The sequence below is a fragment of the Pseudidiomarina sp. WS423 genome (assembly GCF_050750165.1).
Classification (GTDB): Bacteria; Pseudomonadota; Gammaproteobacteria; order Enterobacterales; family Alteromonadaceae; genus Pseudidiomarina; species Pseudidiomarina fusca.
On record NZ_JBOJLN010000018.1, the window covers coordinates 20,290 to 37,562 of the forward strand.

15 protein-coding genes are annotated in these 17,273 nt (G+C 46.7%); 10 read left to right on the plus strand and 5 right to left on the minus strand.

Translation table 11 applies throughout. The features are described from left to right. Positions 1–34: 34 nt before the first annotated feature. A complete protein-coding gene (locus tag ACQ661_RS11505; protein ID WP_431668389.1) occupies positions 35–715 on the plus strand; it encodes a type 1 glutamine amidotransferase domain-containing protein in 681 nt (226 codons plus the stop codon). 89 nt (positions 716–804) lie between these two features. Here ACQ661_RS11505 and ACQ661_RS11510 read toward each other — a convergent pair whose 3' ends face one another. Then, a complete protein-coding gene (locus ACQ661_RS11510; RefSeq protein WP_431668391.1) occupies positions 805–2,793 on the minus strand; it encodes a TonB-dependent receptor family protein in 1,989 nt (662 codons plus the stop codon). A gap of 3 nt (positions 2,794–2,796) precedes the next feature. After that, entirely contained in the window at positions 2,797–3,933 is a 1,137-nt protein-coding gene (locus tag ACQ661_RS11515) for a PQQ-dependent sugar dehydrogenase (protein ID WP_431668392.1), read from the minus strand. Positions 3,934–4,199: 266 nt separating this feature from the next. Between ACQ661_RS11515 and ACQ661_RS11520 the strand changes: the two genes are divergently transcribed. Beyond that, positions 4,200–4,625, plus strand: coding sequence for a hypothetical protein (locus ACQ661_RS11520; RefSeq protein ID WP_194928204.1), 426 nt, complete (start codon positions 4,200–4,202; stop codon positions 4,623–4,625). Positions 4,626–4,653: 28 nt separating this feature from the next. On the opposite strand, the gene ACQ661_RS11525 is transcribed toward ACQ661_RS11520, so the two are convergent. Then, the gene (locus tag ACQ661_RS11525) at positions 4,654–5,568 is read right to left on the minus strand and encodes a LysR substrate-binding domain-containing protein (protein ID WP_431668394.1); all 915 of its coding nucleotides are present in this window, start codon (positions 5,566–5,568) and stop codon (positions 4,654–4,656) included. Positions 5,569–5,754: 186 nt separating this feature from the next. Here ACQ661_RS11525 and ACQ661_RS11530 point away from each other — a divergent pair, with 186 nt between their 5' ends. From ACQ661_RS11530 to ACQ661_RS11550, 5 genes are all read left to right on the plus strand, one after another. Then, on the plus strand, positions 5,755–6,306 hold the full coding sequence (locus ACQ661_RS11530; protein ID WP_153827182.1) for a peroxiredoxin: 552 nt from the start codon (positions 5,755–5,757) through the stop codon (positions 6,304–6,306). 79 nt (positions 6,307–6,385) lie between these two features. Next, positions 6,386–6,913 (plus strand): carboxymuconolactone decarboxylase family protein, encoded by a 528-nt coding sequence (locus ACQ661_RS11535; protein ID WP_153827183.1) that lies wholly within the window; start codon positions 6,386–6,388, stop codon positions 6,911–6,913. 316 nt (positions 6,914–7,229) lie between these two features. Then, positions 7,230–8,663, plus strand: coding sequence for a cytochrome c oxidase accessory protein CcoG (gene ccoG, locus ACQ661_RS11540; protein ID WP_110076803.1), 1,434 nt, complete (start codon positions 7,230–7,232; stop codon positions 8,661–8,663). Further along, a complete protein-coding gene (locus ACQ661_RS11545) occupies positions 8,623–9,663 on the plus strand; it encodes a serine/threonine protein kinase (protein ID WP_431668396.1) in 1,041 nt (346 codons plus the stop codon). The genes ccoG and ACQ661_RS11545 overlap by 41 nt, the downstream gene beginning before the upstream one ends. 33 nt (positions 9,664–9,696) lie before the next feature. After that, positions 9,697–10,305, plus strand: a complete 609-nt coding sequence (locus tag ACQ661_RS11550) for a thiol:disulfide interchange protein DsbA/DsbL (RefSeq protein ID WP_110076801.1) — start codon at positions 9,697–9,699, stop codon at positions 10,303–10,305. A gap of 5 nt (positions 10,306–10,310) precedes the next feature. Here the strand turns inward: ACQ661_RS11550 and ACQ661_RS11555 are convergent, their stop codons facing one another. Next, positions 10,311–11,222, minus strand: coding sequence for an acyltransferase (locus ACQ661_RS11555; protein WP_431668398.1), 912 nt, complete (start codon positions 11,220–11,222; stop codon positions 10,311–10,313). A gap of 117 nt (positions 11,223–11,339) precedes the next feature. Between ACQ661_RS11555 and ACQ661_RS11560 the strand changes: the two genes are divergently transcribed. Genes ACQ661_RS11560 through ACQ661_RS11570 form a run of 3 tightly spaced genes read left to right on the plus strand, consistent with a single transcriptional unit; the run spans position 11,340 to position 16,603 of the window. After that, a complete protein-coding gene (locus ACQ661_RS11560) occupies positions 11,340–12,068 on the plus strand; it encodes a hypothetical protein (protein ID WP_431668399.1) in 729 nt (242 codons plus the stop codon). A gap of 7 nt (positions 12,069–12,075) precedes the next feature. Next, entirely contained in the window at positions 12,076–13,512 is a 1,437-nt protein-coding gene (locus ACQ661_RS11565) for a Y-family DNA polymerase (protein WP_431668401.1), read from the plus strand. Further along, on the plus strand, positions 13,496–16,603 hold the full coding sequence (locus ACQ661_RS11570) for an error-prone DNA polymerase (protein ID WP_431668403.1): 3,108 nt from the start codon (positions 13,496–13,498) through the stop codon (positions 16,601–16,603). The genes ACQ661_RS11565 and ACQ661_RS11570 overlap by 17 nt, the downstream gene beginning before the upstream one ends. Here the strand turns inward: ACQ661_RS11570 and ACQ661_RS11575 are convergent. After that, the gene (locus ACQ661_RS11575; protein WP_110076796.1) at positions 16,600–17,151 is read right to left on the minus strand and encodes a gamma carbonic anhydrase family protein; all 552 of its coding nucleotides are present in this window, start codon (positions 17,149–17,151) and stop codon (positions 16,600–16,602) included. The genes ACQ661_RS11570 and ACQ661_RS11575 overlap by 4 nt on opposite strands. Between the last annotated feature and the right edge of the window lie 122 nt (positions 17,152–17,273).

Here is a 17,273-nt window from a genome sequence, read left to right on the forward strand (position 1 = left end):
CCTATATTACATTCAATGAAAACCGGAGTTCGGCATGAAAATTCTAATGGTACTAACGTCACATGAACAGCTCGGTGACAGTGGCCACAAAACTGGCTTTTGGGCAGAAGAGTTTGCCGCCCCCTACTATGCTTTTAAAGACGCTGGCGCTGAAGTTGTGCTAGCTAGCCCCAACGGAGGCCAACCTCCGATCGATCCTAATAGTCAGCAAGCTGCAGCTCAAACCAATGAGACTGTACGCTTGTTTGAAGATGAAGCAGCTCTGGAACAACTCGCTAATACGCTTCAACTTAGTCAAGTAACAGCCGATGGTTTTGATGCTATCTTTTACCCCGGTGGCCATGGTCCGTTATGGGATTTAAGCGAAGATCCGCTATCCATTGGCCTGATTCAACAATTCTGGGAGCAGGATAAGCCAGTAGCAGCGGTATGTCATGCCCCTGCTGTTCTTGTTCATGCCAAAACTCCAGCCGGAAAGCCGCTCGTAGCCGGCCGCAAGGTGAGTGCTTTTACTAACAGCGAAGAAGCTGCAGTGGGCTTAACCGATGTTGTTCCCTTCTTATTAGAGGACAAGCTACAAGAGCTGGGCGCGCACTATCAAAAAGTAGACGACTGGAAGCCACTGGCAGTAGTTGATGGTAACCTGATTACCGGTCAAAACCCTGCTAGCTCAGCGGCAGTTGCACGAGCTCTATTGCAGCGGCTAAAGCACTAAAACCGTCTTGCTAAGTAGTGCAAGAGTGACAGATTGACTAGAAATTAAAACTGTAAATTTGTAACAAAAAAGCCAACCGCAAGGTTGGCTTACCAACGGTGAGTCAGACTGACGCCTAACTGTAGCTCGCGCTCGGTACCTGGTTCAAAGGCTCGACCATTACCTTGATTAACTACGACCGAGCCCACATAAGTGCGGTTAGTGAGGTTATGCACTTTAAGCCAAGGCTCAAGTTGCCACTGCTGCCATGCCCACTGAGCCTGCCAACCTAAGTGCCAAAGGGTATGACTTGGGGCAATCACATCGTTGGTATCGGTTGCGGCAATATCGCCACGGTATTCGGTGACTAGGCTTATTTGCTGGTACGGATTGAGCTGCCAGTTCCATTGATTAAACAATTGTCGTTCGGCGACTCCGGGTAGGCGCGCACCATTGGCATAATTTGCACTTAGCCAAGTTAATGCAGAGCGCCAAGATAAAGCGTCGGTTAGCGCCCAATAACTTTCTAACTCGACCCCTTCACGCTCGGTTAAACCGGCGTTGGTATAAGTGGTGCGCCCATCGATACTTTGGTCAACTACGATTTCATCGGTGGTATCAATCACAAACCCGGTTAGCTGCAAACGTAAGCTTTGGCTTTGCCACTTCAAGCCAAGTTCCCATTGCTGATTAAAAGCTGGGCCTAACTGAGTATTTAAACCGGTTTCATTATTGCTGTAAGCTAACTCAGTTAGCGTAGCCGTCTCAAAGCCACGACCACGGGCAATAAACACATCTAACTGGTCGCTCAGTTGATAGCTGGCGCCTAAGTTCCAACTCCATGCATGTTGCTGTTGCTCGCCACTATCATCGGGATTGCCAGCCACGATAAAGTAATCATTCACACGAAAGCTCATGTCACTGTAGCGTAAGCCAGCTTGCAGGGTGAGCTCAGGTTGAGGTTGCCAGCGAGTTAAGCTGTAGAGGCCTTGCTGAGTCACTTCACCCAGTTCATTGCGGCGTAATTCTCCGCGCTCGCCAAAGTTGTTCTCATAGCCAAAACGGCGATCGTTTTGCTCTGCTACATGCAAACCCAACGTTGTGGTAACCGGTTGCGCCAGCTGCCATTGATGATCATAGCTAGCATCTAAGCCGGTAAAATCCCGACGTAAATCGATGACAGCACCCGATCCGCGTATATCATCGCCAGGAAATGGCAAATATTGCTCAATACTCCGCCAGCCCCGCCAGGTACTTACATTCCAGCCAGCTTGGCTACGCAGAGTTACCGATAGCTGTTGATGATGAATCCGTTTGCGCGTATTAAAACGTTCGGCACCGGCAAAGGTTTGTTGAGGATCTTGCTGCCACGCGCTTGGGGTAAGTGAGCCAGGGTCTTGTAGTAGCGGCGCATTATTGTCATCCGCACGAACAATCAATTCGATACTGTCGGTGAGGTCGTGATACCAACGTAAAGCATACTGGTCGCGCTCTGCTTTATTGTGCGCGCGAGGGCCATCGGTGCGAAATCTAGCACCCACGAGTTTCAATGCGTTAGTGTCGTTAACCCATTCACCGGTAACTACTTGGCGTTGCGTATTATTTGCTGCGCCAGAGGCGGCAAGACTTACAGATGAAGACTCTGGACGCGTACTAAACCACTGGATGATACCACCGGCACTATTACCATAAATAGTGGCAAGGGGGCCCCGCAAAACCTGCACATTAGCAGGCTCATCGAGCAGAATGCTTGAGGTTTGTGCTTGCCCATCGGGCATACTTAGCGGAATCCCGTCAAGCTGCAGCACCACCCCACGCACTCCAAAAGTTGAGCGCGCACCAAAACCGCGTAAGGTAATCCGCGAATCTTGAGCGTAGTTGCCACGTGAATCAGCTTGGACTCCGGCTAGGCCTTGTAATAGCTCCGCCGCATCCACTCGCATGCCAGATAGTTGCTGTGTAACCTCAAGATTAGAGGTGGCAGCGGCTGTTTGTTGCGCACTTTGCGGAGCGGCTGGATTAACGACAATAACTTCATCTACAGTAACGCTAGCCGAAGCTAGCGTTATCAAAGGTAGTAAGTAACCACTTACAAACATAAATTACTTCGCTGGTTTGATTTGGACTAACTGACCATTACGATCATCGGTAAGCAAATAAATATAGCCATCAGGACCTTGCTCTATGTCTCGTATACGCTGCTCAATGGCATCTTCAAATAAGGTTTCTTCGTGCATGACACGATTGCCGTGCAGGTCAAGTCGAGCCACTTGTGAGCCTTTCAATGCAGCCACGAGCAGATCGTTCTTCCATGCTGGGAATTGGTCGCCGGTATAAAAAATCATATTAGAGACGGCAATGGACGGCACCCAATAATAGTGTGGTTGTTCAGTACCAGCTACATGGGTCTTATCGCTGATGATGCTACCATCGTAATCAACACCATAGGTGGCCTCTGGCCAGCCATAGTTTTTGCCCGGCTGGGGGATGTTGATTTCATCACCACCTTTGGGGCCATGTTCCGCCGTCCACAATTCACCTGTTTCGGGATGAAAGGCGGCACCTTGAACATTGCGGTGACCATAAGACCAAATTTCAGGTAGAGCATTGGCTTGGTCAACGAAAGGGTTATCGCTAGGGACCGAGCCATCGGGCTTGATGCGAACCACTTTACCATGATGATTATCCAAGGTTTGTGCATCGGCCATAGCGGAATAGCGGTCGCCCAGAGTGATAAATAAATGTCCATCAGGAGCAAAGACTAAGCGCGAGCCAAAATGCGCACCGCTTTTGTATTTTGGCGCACCTCTAAAAATAACTTCAACTTGGGTTAAACCATTATCACCAAGCTTGCCGCGGGCTACCGCCGTGCTATTACCCTCGCCCCCATCGGGGTCGGCTTCAGAGTAACTTAGATACACCCAGTTGTTGCTGTTAAAGTTGGGATCGATCGCAACATCGAGCAGGCCACCTTGGCTACGAGCAACAACTTCAGGAACCCCAGCTAAAGGCTTACTGACGATCCCATCGAGGCTTACTCGTCGCAGTTGGCCGCCCTTTTCGGTAACTAGCAAGTCACCACTTGGTAAAAAAGCCATACCCCAAGGGTTTGCTAAGGAGTTAGTGAGACTGGTTATTTCTACTTGATGGCGTTCGGTAGCAACGGATTCTGCATGGCTAGCGGTACTGGTTACGGCTAGTGCGCCAGCGATGGTTACGGCGAGCAATGTGTGAAACATAGGGTGCTCCTTGTTGAATAATAAATTTTTGGTCTTAATGTAAATATCGTTTAAAGCCAAATTTGGATTGCTTTGAGTTAGCTATACTTTGTAAAGAATACGGTAAAGAGTACGGTAAAGAACATTAACTACAAAAGAATAGCGTCGTCATTTATCCAGTTTCTAGTTGCTACATAGCTTAGATAACACATTTGTTGGCGACCAGCTAAACTAGTACATGATTGTCAGAGTATCGGATATTGGATAAAAGCACCAAGGAGAAAATAATGAATCTATTAAAAAGCAAAACGGTTAAAGCCGCGGCTCTAATTGCTGCAACCTTACACTTAAGTGCCTGTGGAACCATTCTTTATCCGGAGCGCAAAGGCCAAGTTAGCGGTCAAATTGACGCTGGCGTGGCGGCGTTAAATGGTATCGGGCTATTGTTTTTCTTAGTCCCGGGCGTAATAGCTTTTGCCGTGGATTTCTCGAACGGTACTATTTATTTGCCAAATTCAGCTGCTGCTAGCGGTGAGGATGATGTGCGCATTGTTCATGCGGGAAAAGATTTAACTGCCGATCAGTTACAACAGTTAATTTCAGCAGAAGTAGGGCAACCTGTTGATTTATCGCAAGCGCAAATTCGGTCTGAGAAAGCCGCTACGCAAGCTGCTATCCATATGCGTCTAAATGAACTAACGGTAGCTCCGTAACTTAGCTACCGTTAGCCAGCCAGGGCCGTTAGTTAAGTAGCGGCTCTGGTAATAAGCTCGCAATACACTCGGCTAAGCGCCGAAACGTCTGCCGCCGGTTTGTGGTAGGTCGATAAATAAGGCCTATATCACGAGAAGCTTGCTGTCCGACTGGGGTAAGCGCTACTAAGTCCGTACCATTCAAAATCCCTCTATCGATAGCCATTTGCGGTATGAAAGTGGCGCCTAAACCAGCGTCGGCCATTTGCACCAAACTGTGCAAGCTGGTCGCGGTAAACGGATTAATTTTGCTTGAATCGGCTAACTCACACGCTGCCACCGCATGACCGGTTAAACAATGCTCTTTTTCTAACAAGAATATGGAGTTGTCAGGTAAACGATTATATTGCACCGGCTCTTGTAAATTTTCAGCCAGCGATTTGTGCATGACTAATTTAAATGGGTCACGACCAAGCAAATAACTTTGATTACCCTGTACATCAAATGGCAAAGCTAGCACCAACACGTCTAATTCACCATTGCGCAGCAAGTTGAGTAAGCTGCTAGTGGTATCTTCACGAATGTTCAACTGTAAATTAGGGTATTCACGCTGCAGCTTCTTGGTTAAATCACCCAGCAAGAAGGGGGCAATGGTTGGAATACAGCCCAATCTTAGTGGGCCTTCCATGGTTTTGCCTTGGCTTTGCGCAAAATATAACAACTCTTCGGTTGAGGTGAGGATGTTTCGAGCTTGCTTAACTATCTCTTCCCCCATTCCGGTAAACAGAAATGATTTGTGGTCGCGCTCTATGAGTTGGCAGCCTAGTTGTTCTTCTAAATTCTGAATACCACTACTTAAAGTGGACTGGCTGACATTGCAGGCTTGTGCGGCGCGATTAAAGTTCTGATGTTCATGTAGCGCTAACAGGTAACTTAGATTCTTTAAGCTGGGCAACTTACTCATATCACTCTTACCTTTTCTGACTAGAAAGTATTGCGGAATAGTTCAATTAGTATTTTCGATTATGATAATCCATTTTATTCGTTTTAACAAATTTAGTTAACCGCCTATTATAGTCTCCGAGCTGAGGCAAGCAGCCTCGTAAAAAGTTAATAACTTTATTGAACTCAGTCTGATAAGGAGACATTTATGTTAACAGTAGGCGATAAATTACCAGAATTTGAAGTGGTTGGTGTTAAACCTGGTTTCAACATGCCAGAAGAAAATGGTGTTAGCGCATTCGAAACCATTAATAACAGCAGCTTTGAAGGTAAATGGAAAATCATTTTCTTCTATCCAAAAGATTTCACGTTTGTGTGCCCAACTGAAATCGTTGAGTTCGCAAAATTAAACGAAGAGTTCGCTGACCGTGATGCAGTGGTTCTTGGTGGTAGCACTGACAACGAATTCGTGAAATTAGCATGGCGTCGTGAACACCCAGATCTTAAGAGCTTGAACCAGTGGTCATTTGCAGACAACGGCGTTAAGTCTTTAGTAGATGGTTTAGGCGTTCGTGACCAAGTAGAAAACGTAGCTTTACGTGCAACTTTCGTAGTTGACCCACACGGTGTCATTCAGCACGTATCAGTGAACAACTTGAACGTTGGTCGTAACCCAACAGAAGTATTACGTATTCTAGACGGTTTGCAAACTGACGAATTGTGTCCATGTAACCGTGCTGTTGGCGGTGACACCCTGTAAGACAACGTTACTTTCCCCACATTGAGTGACGTTCTAGGTGCCGCTTTAAGCGGCACCGTTTTTAAGCGGAGGAATTTTTATGAGCATTGCAGATTACAAACAAGGCTTGGGCGAGCACGGTAAAGATACCAAACTGAACTTGTCGAATATTTTCGGCAATGTGGATACTTCGGGTATGACCGCGACCCAGTTTTACGGAACTGCTTTATCTTTAGTTTATGCTATCGGTGATGAAGAGCTTATCGCTGCGGTTAAAACTGAAGCAGAAGGCAAAGTTGAAGATAACGTGGATGGCGCAGCGAAACTTGCGGCAACCCTGATGGCGATGAATAACATCTATTATCGCTTTTTACATTTATGCAGCGATAAGCAATTCGCCAAAATGCCGGCTGGCTTGCGCATGAATGGTATGGCTAACCCTGGCGTCGATAAAGCTGATTTTGAGTTGTACTCATTAGCTGTATCAGCCTTAAACGGTTGTGGTATGTGTATTGACTCGCACGTTGGCGTATTGTTAAAGCACAATATTTCAGCGCAAGCGATTCAGAACTCGATCAAAATGGCGGCGGTTCTGAACGCGGCAGCAACGGCTAAACGCATTGCCTAAGTTTGTTCGTCTGATGTCATATTCTCGTCACATGCACTCTTTATAGTGCCTGCAACTTCCCTGAGATCTGGTTGTTCTCTTTATACCCGGCCCCCAAGCCGGGTTTTTTTTGTCCGTAATTCAAGGATTATTGGTGGTTTATTGCGCTGGCCGCTAGACTGTATTTGGCATTATTGATTCAGATCAAAGAATAATAGAACTAATCATTCGGGTTATTTTTTATCTAGCTAAAGTATGGGCTGAAGCCGTGCAAAATGAGTCAATAGGCGTATAATCGCTGAGGAATTAGGCCACTAGCTGAGGGCGTCGTACGGTTATGGAACAAAAAGTTAAAGTGTTGGCTGCAAATCAAGTGAAAATTGAGCGGCCCGATCCAAATAAGCGCAGTAATGATTATTCTCCGCGTAATCGTATTTATGTGCGTGACGTGAAAGGCACCCTGGAATGGTTTCGCCGTGGCTTTGGTTTTATCTTATTAGCTATGTTTGCCCTAATTCCTTGGCTGCAATGGAACGGTGAGCAAGCCGTCTTACTTGATATCGCTGAACAGCGCTTTCGTATTTTTGGCTTAACCTTGTGGCCGCAAGATTTAACCATTTTGGCTTGGATAGCGATTGTTTCAGCTTTCGCACTCTTCTTTGTGACAACGCTTTATGGTCGGGTGTGGTGTGGCTTTATGTGCCCACAAACCACCTGGACTTTTATCTTTATGTGGTTTGAAAAGAAATTTGAGGGCTCACGCAATCAGCGGATGAGTTTAGATAAGCGGCCTTGGGATTTTGACAAGCTATGGCGCAAAACAGCAAAGCACGTCTCTTGGGTGATAGTCGCCTTGCTGACGGCGATGATTTTTGTCGGATACTTTACCGATATTCGCTCGTTATTTACTAGTTTTTGGACTTTTGACGCGGGTTTTTGGGCCACCTTCAGCGTGATCTTTTTCGCTTTTTGTACCTACGGTAACGCAGGTTGGATGCGCGAAATCATGTGCACGCACATGTGTCCATATGCACGTTTTCAGTCAGCCATGTTTGATAAAGATACGGTTACTGTGTCTTACGATACCAATCGCGGCGAACCACGTGGTGGCCGGTCACGTAAAAAAGACCCTAAAGAGCTGGGGTTAGGCGACTGTATTGATTGCTATATGTGCGTTCAGGTTTGTCCAACCGGAATTGATATTCGTAATGGCTTACAGTACGAATGCATAAACTGCGGTGCCTGTGTCGATGCCTGTAACGATGTCATGGATAAAATGAATTATCCGCGCGGCTTGATTAGGTTTACTACCGAGCGCAATCTGCAAGGCGGTAGAACTCACAAACTACGTTTCAAAAGCGTCGGTTACTTTTTAGTGATGCTGGTGATGTCTGGCTTGTTGGTCTGGGATATTGCGACCCGAGTACCGCTAGAAGTTAACGTGATTCGCGATCGTAATCAGCTCTACACCTATAACATGGATGGTTGGGTACAAAACGTATTTACGCTGAAAGTTCTGAACAAATCCCAGTTAGCTGATGACTTTGTGATTACCGTAGAGGGTTACGATAATGCCAAACTCATGGGACAAACGGAGCTATCTATTGGTGGCGGTGATGTAGCTACGGTGCCGTTAACCTTAGCCATAGATCCTGCTGACTTACCTCCTCGCGGTAATGCGCCACAAGCTAGAGTTGAAATAAACTTTGTGGTGCAGAACAAACAAGGAGATGTGGTACAACGCCACGTTGCAACCTTCTTATATGATTGATGATGGTCAGCAAGACTTTAGCTTTACAGGGCTTAACCCAGATGTAATTGCAAACGGATTAGCGCAAGTTGGCGTTAATCCGCAATCTGGTTTATTGGCACTTAATAGTTATGAAAATCGAGTCTATCAATACCTTGCTGATGACAATCAGCGTTATGTAGCCAAGTTTTATCGTCCAGCCCGTTGGAGCGATGCACAAATTTTAGAAGAGCATGCATTTTGTGCTGAACTAGCCACAGCTGAAGTGCCAGCAGTGGCGCCGCTGGTTCTCGCAGGGCAAACCTTGCATACCTATCAAGGTTATCGATTTGCAGTGTTTCCGAGTGTCGGTGGGCGAGCTGTAGAGCCAGGAGATCTTGGCCAGCTAGAGCGTATCGGTCGACAAATAGGACGCCTGCATGCGGTGGCGCAGCAAGGTCAGTTCCAGCATCGCCCTACGCTTAGTTTTCAAGAGTTTGTCACCGACTCTATGACCACACTGCAAGCCACAGAATTACTCCCACGTAATTTACAACCCGCATTTTGGGCTATTATCGAACCCCTCGTGGACTATTTACGTACAGTTAAATGGGACTCTTTTACCACGCAACGATTGCACGGTGATTGTCATTTAGGCAATATGTTGCTGCGTGACGAGCAGTTAACCTTTGTTGATTTTGATGATGCGCGCTCAGGTGTGGCCGTGCAAGATTTGTGGATGATGTTAGCGGGCGACGATCGCTACGAGCGAACTATGCAACTGCAAGCCTTAGTGGATGGTTACGAAGAGTTCTGTGAGTTTGACAAAAATCAAACGCAATTGATTGAACCCTTACGCAGTTTTCGCATCATACATTACATGGCGTGGTTAGCTCGACGCTGGAATGACGAAGCATTTCGACGAGCGTTTCCGTGGTTTGCTGAACAGCGATATTGGGAGCAGCAAATTCTGACCTTAAAAGAACAATTTGCTGCAGTGCAAGAAGAGCCGATTGATTTAGAACCAAACTTTAATCGATAATTTAATCTTTAGAACAAGTTAGGATGTTTACCCATGAAAAAGTTGATGTTTGCCGTATTGGCATTGTTCATGTTACCAGCTGCTGCACAGCAGTTTGAACAAGATGTACATTATGAAGTGATTGCTGAGCAGGCAACAGATACCCCACAGGTTCATGAGTTCTTCTCTTTCTACTGTGTGCATTGTTATCGTTTTGAAGGTGTGGCAGAGGCTTTAGCCGAAGCTTACCCAGAGCAATTTAAAAAATCTCATGTATCTTTTATTAACTATCAAGGCATGGGCTTAGATATGTCGCGTGCATACATTGTTGCGCGTCAGTTCAATAAAGAGAAAGAAATTAGCAAAGCGATTTTCTCGCGAAACTTTGCCCAGCGTAAAATGATTGGTTCAAAAGAAGATTTGCATGCCATATTTGAAGCCAATGGCATTTCTGCAAGCGATTTAGATAAAGCGATGAACAGCTTTTCTGTACGTGGTATGGCGAATAAAATGGACCGCGATGCGCAAAACCTTCAGGTAAACGCTACTCCAACTTTTATCGTGAATGGTAAGTATCGTTTAAAAACTGAAGGTTTCAGAGACAGCAACGACTTTGTTGGTGATTTTGTTAAAGCCGTTGGTTACTTATTAGAGCAGCGTTAAATCAATCACTTTGACGGCTTCGCCAGTCGCTGGCGAATGCCGTCAATAATTTTATCTTTGTGTAGCCAGCGCTGATTTAACCATTCTTGAAAATGCGTTTTATACACCTCGTCTTGAAAATAATCCCCCATTAAATCATCAGTTACCGGTAGTGTCTCAACGTGTACATAAACATCACGTAATTGCCCGGTAAGCAGCTCCCATACTGCCGGGCGCTTGTCGTTTGGATAAACGATGGTGATATCTAAAATCGCATCAAACTGCTGCCCCATAATTTGTAGTGTAAAGGCAGTACCACCAGCTTTAGGTGGTAATAAGTGCTGATAAGGGCTGTGCTTGCGTGCATGCTTATCGGCAGTGAAACGAGTGCCTTCACAAAAGTTAATCACGGTAGTAGGAATATGCCGAAATTTTTCACACTTACGCTGTGTGGTTTCAATGTCCTTGCCTTTTAATTTAGGATTTTTAGCAACTTGCTCGCGAGAGTAGCGTTTCATAAAAGGCATATCTAGCGTCCAGCAGCCTAATCCGACGACGGGTACCCAAAAGAGTTGCTGTTTTAGAAAAAACCGTGGCATGGGCATATTGCGACAAGCTAAATGCATCAACACCAGAATATCAACCCAGCTACGATGATTGGCGATAATCATGTACCACCTATCACGGTGCAGTAGGCTATCGCCTTCGATATGCCAACGCATGGGTTGGGTGAGCCGAAACAGTGCGGACATGGCATAACCCCAGACCCTAAATAATGCATTAGCTGCTACTGAGATACTGCGCTGAACTACGGGAATAGGTAGCAATAACTTGGGTAAGCCAATAATGATAATAGCTAGACCAATTAAGGCTGTTGTAACAAGCGCGAAAGTGAAGTTAAGAACGAGCCGAAAAGGCAGCAGCAAAACAGTCAGCATAAGGTATCCCAATTATTATTTTTAATGCGTCTATGATACGCAAAAGTAAAGCGCTTGCCAGAAGAACAAATATAGCCTAAATTATACTGTATATATGTACAGTATTCGAGGTGGTTTATGGCAACATCTGCAGCCGTTGAAGAATTGCTTCGCAAAGGCTTACTTTGGCAAGGCCAGGCAATGCCCGAGCAGCAACAGCAACAAGTCGTTGCGAGTGGCTGGCGCGAGCTAAATCAGTATTTAGCAGGAGGCTGGCCGGTCGGGAGTGTGAACGAATTGCAGCTCAGTCAGAGGTTTTCCGGCGAGCTAGCCTTGCTCTTACCGTTGATCAAGCAACAGGAGAGCACGACGGTGTGGCTTAATCCGCCAGCATTACCTTATGCGGCAGGATTAGACTATCAGCAGTTAGATTTACGTAACCAGTTGGTGATTCAAGAAGCTGATGCAAAATTAGCGGTTTGGGCGTTAGAGCAAGCGATTAAGCATCCAGCGGTGGGGCTTGTTTTGGCTTGGTGTGATGAATTAACGGCGGTACAAGTAAGGCGGCTACAAGCCGCAGCTGAAGCGGCACAAAACCTAGTGTTTATTCTTACCACCAGCAGCACTACAGAAGCACGTTCTTATGTTACTAGGGTGCAGTTACATGGGGTTAAGGTTAAATCGGTGGCAGCGCCAACCCACCTTCACGCCAGTAACGAGCGTTCTACCTCAGTAAGTTATGTCCCCATATTGCAGTTTGCTTTACGCAAGCGCCGCTCCGGTTGGCCGCTAGCCGATTTAGAATGTGCTATCCCCGATTATCTACCTAGGTGGCGTCAACGCTCCAGCCGAAGACTAACAGCTTAGGTGATGTATGAATAAGTGGGTGTATGTGCACTTTCCGCACCTATTATTAGATTATCAATTAGCGCTGCAACCACCTGTGTTGACAGACTCACCACAGATTTTGGTGACTAGTCAGCAGGGGCAACGGCTTGTTCATCAAGCCACAGCAGCGGCTTTACAGCAAGGCGTTCGGTTACAGATGACTGAAGTGCTAGCCAGCACTTTAGTCACCCATTTACAGATACGGGATTATCACGAACAACAAGAACAACGCGTGTTACAACAATTAGCGCAATTGGTATATCAAGACGTTGCTCAGCTGGTGTTAATACCACCCCAAGGGTTGCTGTGTGAGGTAGCTAGTTTGGTACGCCTACATGGGGGGTATCCAAACCTGATTAGCTATTTACAGCAGCGTCTACAACAATGGCCACTACGCTATCAGTTAAGTTGTGGTTATAGTCCGCTAAGTGCTCGTCTATTAGCGCAGGCGCAGCAAGGAGTGATAAATGAAAACCCTGCGGTTATTCAGCAGGCCTTAGCGGAGTTATCTATTACTGCCTGTGGCTTCACACCAAGTCAGCAGCAGCGCTTGCAAGAAGTAGGAATGCAGAGGCTTGGCCAGCTCATGCAGGTACCTCGAGCTGAGTTAGGTCGCCGGTTCGGCAAGGCGCTCGTGTTATATATGGCGGAGTTACAAGGTGAATTGCCATCACCACAACACTACTATCAGCCACCGCTGTCATTTCAGCAGTACCTAGATTTACTAGCAGAAATTCCTAGCTGGCCGCAGTTGTTATTCCCATTAAAACGGCTGTTGCAACAAGCGGAAGCTTTTTTACAGGGGCATCAACAAAGTACTCGGATGCTGCTAATCAAGGCCCATCATCGTCATGGCCAACCAACTCAGGTCCGAGTGGCGTTTGCGCATCCGGTCTGGCAACAACAAGATCTACTTCAGCTAAGCCAGCTTCATTTAGAACGCCAGCAATTGGTTCAGCCGGTATTGGGGCTAACAGTCGTGATCCAGCAAACCGAGCCCAGAGTTGCTAGTAACCAAGCACTCTTAACCGAAACTAAGCAATCCGAAACAAACATAGATAGCCTGGTGAGTTTATTGCAGGCTCGTTTAGGTACCGACAAAGTGCATCGGATAACCTTGCATCAGCACTGGCTACCAGAGCAACGAGGGCAATTACAAGCTTGGCAACGAGCGCAAGCAGTGCAAGCCGCTGGTCAGCACAGTTCGTTGCGAGTTAAGCGACCGTTGTGGTTACTGCCTGAGCCACAGCCGATTCAAGTACAAGATTGGGATCTGCATTGGGGACCGGAGCATTTAGCTACGGGCTGGTGGCTATCCGAGCCGGTACAGCGTGATTACTTTATTGGGGTGGACAAAAACCAGCGCCAAGCATGGTTGTTCAAAGATCAGCAAGGGTGGTATTTACATGGTTGGTTCAGTTAAGCCTGTCGCGCTGCATTGTTTAAGTAATTACAGCTTCTTACGTGGAGCCTCGCATCCGCATGAATTAATTGAGCAGGCTTACCAATTGGGTTATCAAGCCATCGCCATCACGGACGAATGTTCATTAGCGGGAATTGTGCGCGCTTATGTGGCGGCTCGTGAGTACCCTATTCAGTTATTGGTAGGAAGTGAGTTTCGGCTTGATGACGTGGGTACTTTGATTGTTTTGGTACGAAATAAGCAGGGTTACGCGCAGTTGTGTGAGCTCATCACGCTAGCCCGTAGTCGTTGTAAAAAAGGTTCTTATTTATTGCAGTTAGATGACTTTGATCAGCGTCTGAGTGACTGCGAGATACTGTGGCGGCCGCTTACATCATTAGGGCTGACCTCTGCGCTTCTAGCGCTAGCCCAGCGTTTACGTGGTTTGTTTGGCCAGCGGCTGTGGTTAGCCTACGGGCGCCATTACCAAGCGGATGATGTAGAACAATATAGTTTGTATCAGTCGTTGCAACAAAACACCGGGATCAAGGTCGCAGCCGCATGTCAGGTTACTTATCACCAGGCTAGCCGCCAACCCTTGGCCGATGTTTTAGTTGCGATACATGAACAGCAGCCGTTAGATTGTTGTTTAGCACAAATAAAATCGAATCAAGATTATGGACTACGAACCGCCGCAGAGTTGCAGCAATGCTATCCAGCCGAATGGTTAGCAACAGCAGCAGAGGTGGCAAAACAATGTCACTTTTGTTTAAGTGAATTGCAGTACCAATATCCGGCTGAACTGGTGCCCGCAGGAATGAACGCGACAGAGCACTTGCGCCAGTTAACCTATGCCGGGGCAGCACAGCGTTTTCCTCAAGGATTAAAAGCAGACGTTAAGGCAAAATTAGAGAAAGAATTGCAGCTTATTGCTCAGCTTAAGTATGAGTATTTCTTTTTAACCATTCACGACATTGTGCAATTTGCTCAACAGCAAGATATTTTGTATCAAGGCCGTGGCTCTGCGGCAAACTCTGTTGTTTGTTATTGCCTGCAGATCACTGCGGTGAACCCGGATCAAATAGATGTGCTCTTTGAGCGCTTTATTTCGGCAGAACGAGACGAGCCACCAGATATTGATGTTGATTTTGAACACCAGCGCCGTGAAGAAGTGATTCAATACATTTATCGTAAGTACGGTCGGCATCGGGCCGCGTTAGCTGCTACCGTGATTCGCTATCGCTTGCGCAGTGCGCTGCGAGATGTCGGTAAAGCATTGGGCTATCCGGAGCAAGAATTACGCCACTATCTACAACAAATCGATAAGCGTGATACCGAATGTGATTGGCAGCAACAATTATCGGCCAAGGTACCTGGGCTCTTAGAAACCCAACGAGGCCGTTGGCTATTAACCTTGACGGGAGCCATTAAAGGTTTTCCAAGGCATTTATCGCAGCATGTCGGTGGTTTTGTTATTGCTGCGACTAACCTCAATCAATTGGTCCCCGTTGAAAATGCGAGCATGCCAGAGCGTACGGTTATTCAATGGGACAAAGACGATATTGAAGCGCTACGGCTCATAAAAGTAGATATCTTGGCATTAGGTATGCTCAGTGCTCTGCAAAAAATGTTTAAGTTGGTACGCGAGCATTATCATCAAGATTACCATCTTGCGAATATTCCCCCTGCCGACCAGCAGGTATTCAAAATGCTGCAACAGGCCGATTCTGTAGGAGTGTTTCAAATAGAATCACGCGCACAAATGAATATGTTGCCGCGCTTAAAGCCCCATTGTTTTTATGATTTAGTGGTACAGATTGCGATTGTACGGCCCGGGCCTATTCAGGGTGATATGGTCCATCCTTATTTACGACGTCGAGCCGGGCAAGAGGCAGTAACTTATCCCAGCGCTGCAGTTAAGCAGGTTTTAGCTCGTACGCTAGGGGTGCCTATTTTTCAGGAGCAGGTGATTAAACTCGCCATGGTTGCCGCTGGCTTTAGTGGCGGAGAGGCCGATCAGCTACGTCGCGCTATGGCGAACTGGAAAAGTAACGGCGAATTGCAGCAGTTCGAACATAAGCTTATTCGTGGGATGCTGGCGCGCGGTTATAGTGAAGAGTTTGCGCAACGTATTTTTGCGCAGATTTGTGGGTTTGGTGAATATGGCTTTCCAGAATCTCACTCAGCCAGTTTTGCTAACCTAGCTTATGCGTCGGCTTGGTTAAAGTATCATTATCCCCTAGCCTTTTATTGTGCGCTTTTAAATAGTCTGCCTATGGGATTCTATTCGGCCGATCAACTAATTCAAGATGCTCGTCGCCATCAGTTGGTAGTACTGCCTGCTAATATTCAACAGAGCCACTGGCATCACCACCTAGTTCCTTTACAGCAAGGTTATGGCTTACAACTGGGATTACGATTAGTGAAAGGGTTAGCTGCTGACGAAATCAAGCAACTGATTGAGCAGCGTCCGCGCAGTGGTTTTCGTAACTTACAACAGTTGCGAGACCTAGGCTTATCTGCGGCTACTTTACAACGTCTCGCTGCTGCAGATGTGCTGGGCAGCCTAGCCGGTAATCGTTACCAAAGCCAATGGCAGAGTTTGGCCCACCAAACCGAGCAACTGCCCTTGTTTGCGCACCAGCAGACTGCCGAAGCAACACCTGATTATTTACCCAAACCAAGCGAATTTGCCGATATTGCGGGTGATTACCAAACAACAGGGGTGTCTTTACGGCGTCATCCACTAGCTCTACTTCGTGAGCAAGGTTGGCTGCGCCATAGTAAGTCGGCGCAATCGTTGCAGCTTTGTCGCCATAAGCAACTGGTTACGGTCACGGGGTTCGTGACTTGTCGACAGCGTCCAGGTAGTGCCGGTGGGGTTACTTTTATTACGTTGGAAGATGAAACCGGTATGGCGAACGTGGTTATCTGGGCGCGAGTTGCGAAAGCCTATCGCAAAGCATTTCTTACCAGTCAGCTATTAACAGTAAAAGGCATCTTAGAGCGAGAAGGAGAAGTCATACATATCATAGCGGGTGAACTTATTGATAGCTCTGAGCAATTAGCCCGTCTTGGAATGCAGGCTAATCGCTCACGAGACTTCCATTAACTTATTTGTTGCACATGAAGCAGATAATCTTCTTTTAATTGCACATAGTTATTTGCAGACTGCGGTAAAAAGTTTCGTTCTGCCTGTGATAGAGGACGGGCCTCTTTTACCGGGCTGCCTACATATAAGTAGCCACTCTTGAGCGTTTTACCTGGTGGAACCAAGCTGCCGGCCCCAATAATCACGTCATCTTCTACTACCGCACCATCCATGATCACCGCCGACATCCCAATTAAGACGCGATTACCTATGCTACAGCCATGCAACATCACATGATGTCCTACTGTAACGTCATCTCCGATTAATAACGGATGCCCATCCGGGTTGCCTTCACTAATTCTACTAACATGAAGCACCGAGTTGTCCTGAACATTGGTACGCGCACCAATTCGGACGAAGTTCACATCACCACGAATAGCAACTAAGGGCCATACACTACTATGTTCACCTAGCTGTACGTCGCCCACAATAACGGCGCTTTGATCGACATAAACATGTTCACCTAATTGTGGCTCAATACCACGATAACTACGAATATCTCCGCTCATGAGACTCTACTCCCTAATTTGTTATATTTTTGATCTTGCTAAAGTCGTACCTAAAAAGATAGCAGAAAGCGCTAATGCTGGCGAATCGAACAGTTTTTGCTGATTTAAAACGCGCTTCGCTT

Coding starts and splice junctions, on each gene's coding strand:
- ACQ661_RS11505 (WP_431668389.1), top strand. CDS start 35: ATGAAAATTCTAATGGTACTAACGTCACATGAACAGCTCGGTGACAGT.
- ACQ661_RS11510 (WP_431668391.1), bottom strand. CDS start 2,793: ATGTTTGTAAGTGGTTACTTACTACCTTTGATAACGCTAGCTTCGGCT.
- ACQ661_RS11515 (WP_431668392.1), bottom strand. CDS start 3,933: ATGTTTCACACATTGCTCGCCGTAACCATCGCTGGCGCACTAGCCGTA.
- ACQ661_RS11520 (WP_194928204.1), top strand. CDS start 4,200: ATGAATCTATTAAAAAGCAAAACGGTTAAAGCCGCGGCTCTAATTGCT.
- ACQ661_RS11525 (WP_431668394.1), bottom strand. CDS start 5,568: ATGAGTAAGTTGCCCAGCTTAAAGAATCTAAGTTACCTGTTAGCGCTA.
- ACQ661_RS11530 (WP_153827182.1), top strand. CDS start 5,755: ATGTTAACAGTAGGCGATAAATTACCAGAATTTGAAGTGGTTGGTGTT.
- ACQ661_RS11535 (WP_153827183.1), top strand. CDS start 6,386: ATGAGCATTGCAGATTACAAACAAGGCTTGGGCGAGCACGGTAAAGAT.
- ccoG (WP_110076803.1), top strand. CDS start 7,230: ATGGAACAAAAAGTTAAAGTGTTGGCTGCAAATCAAGTGAAAATTGAG.
- ACQ661_RS11545 (WP_431668396.1), top strand. CDS start 8,623: ATGTGGTACAACGCCACGTTGCAACCTTCTTATATGATTGATGATGGT.
- ACQ661_RS11550 (WP_110076801.1), top strand. CDS start 9,697: ATGAAAAAGTTGATGTTTGCCGTATTGGCATTGTTCATGTTACCAGCT.
- ACQ661_RS11555 (WP_431668398.1), bottom strand. CDS start 11,222: ATGCTGACTGTTTTGCTGCTGCCTTTTCGGCTCGTTCTTAACTTCACT.
- ACQ661_RS11560 (WP_431668399.1), top strand. CDS start 11,340: ATGGCAACATCTGCAGCCGTTGAAGAATTGCTTCGCAAAGGCTTACTT.
- ACQ661_RS11565 (WP_431668401.1), top strand. CDS start 12,076: ATGAATAAGTGGGTGTATGTGCACTTTCCGCACCTATTATTAGATTAT.
- ACQ661_RS11570 (WP_431668403.1), top strand. CDS start 13,496: ATGGTTGGTTCAGTTAAGCCTGTCGCGCTGCATTGTTTAAGTAATTAC.
- ACQ661_RS11575 (WP_110076796.1), bottom strand. CDS start 17,151: ATGAGCGGAGATATTCGTAGTTATCGTGGTATTGAGCCACAATTAGGT.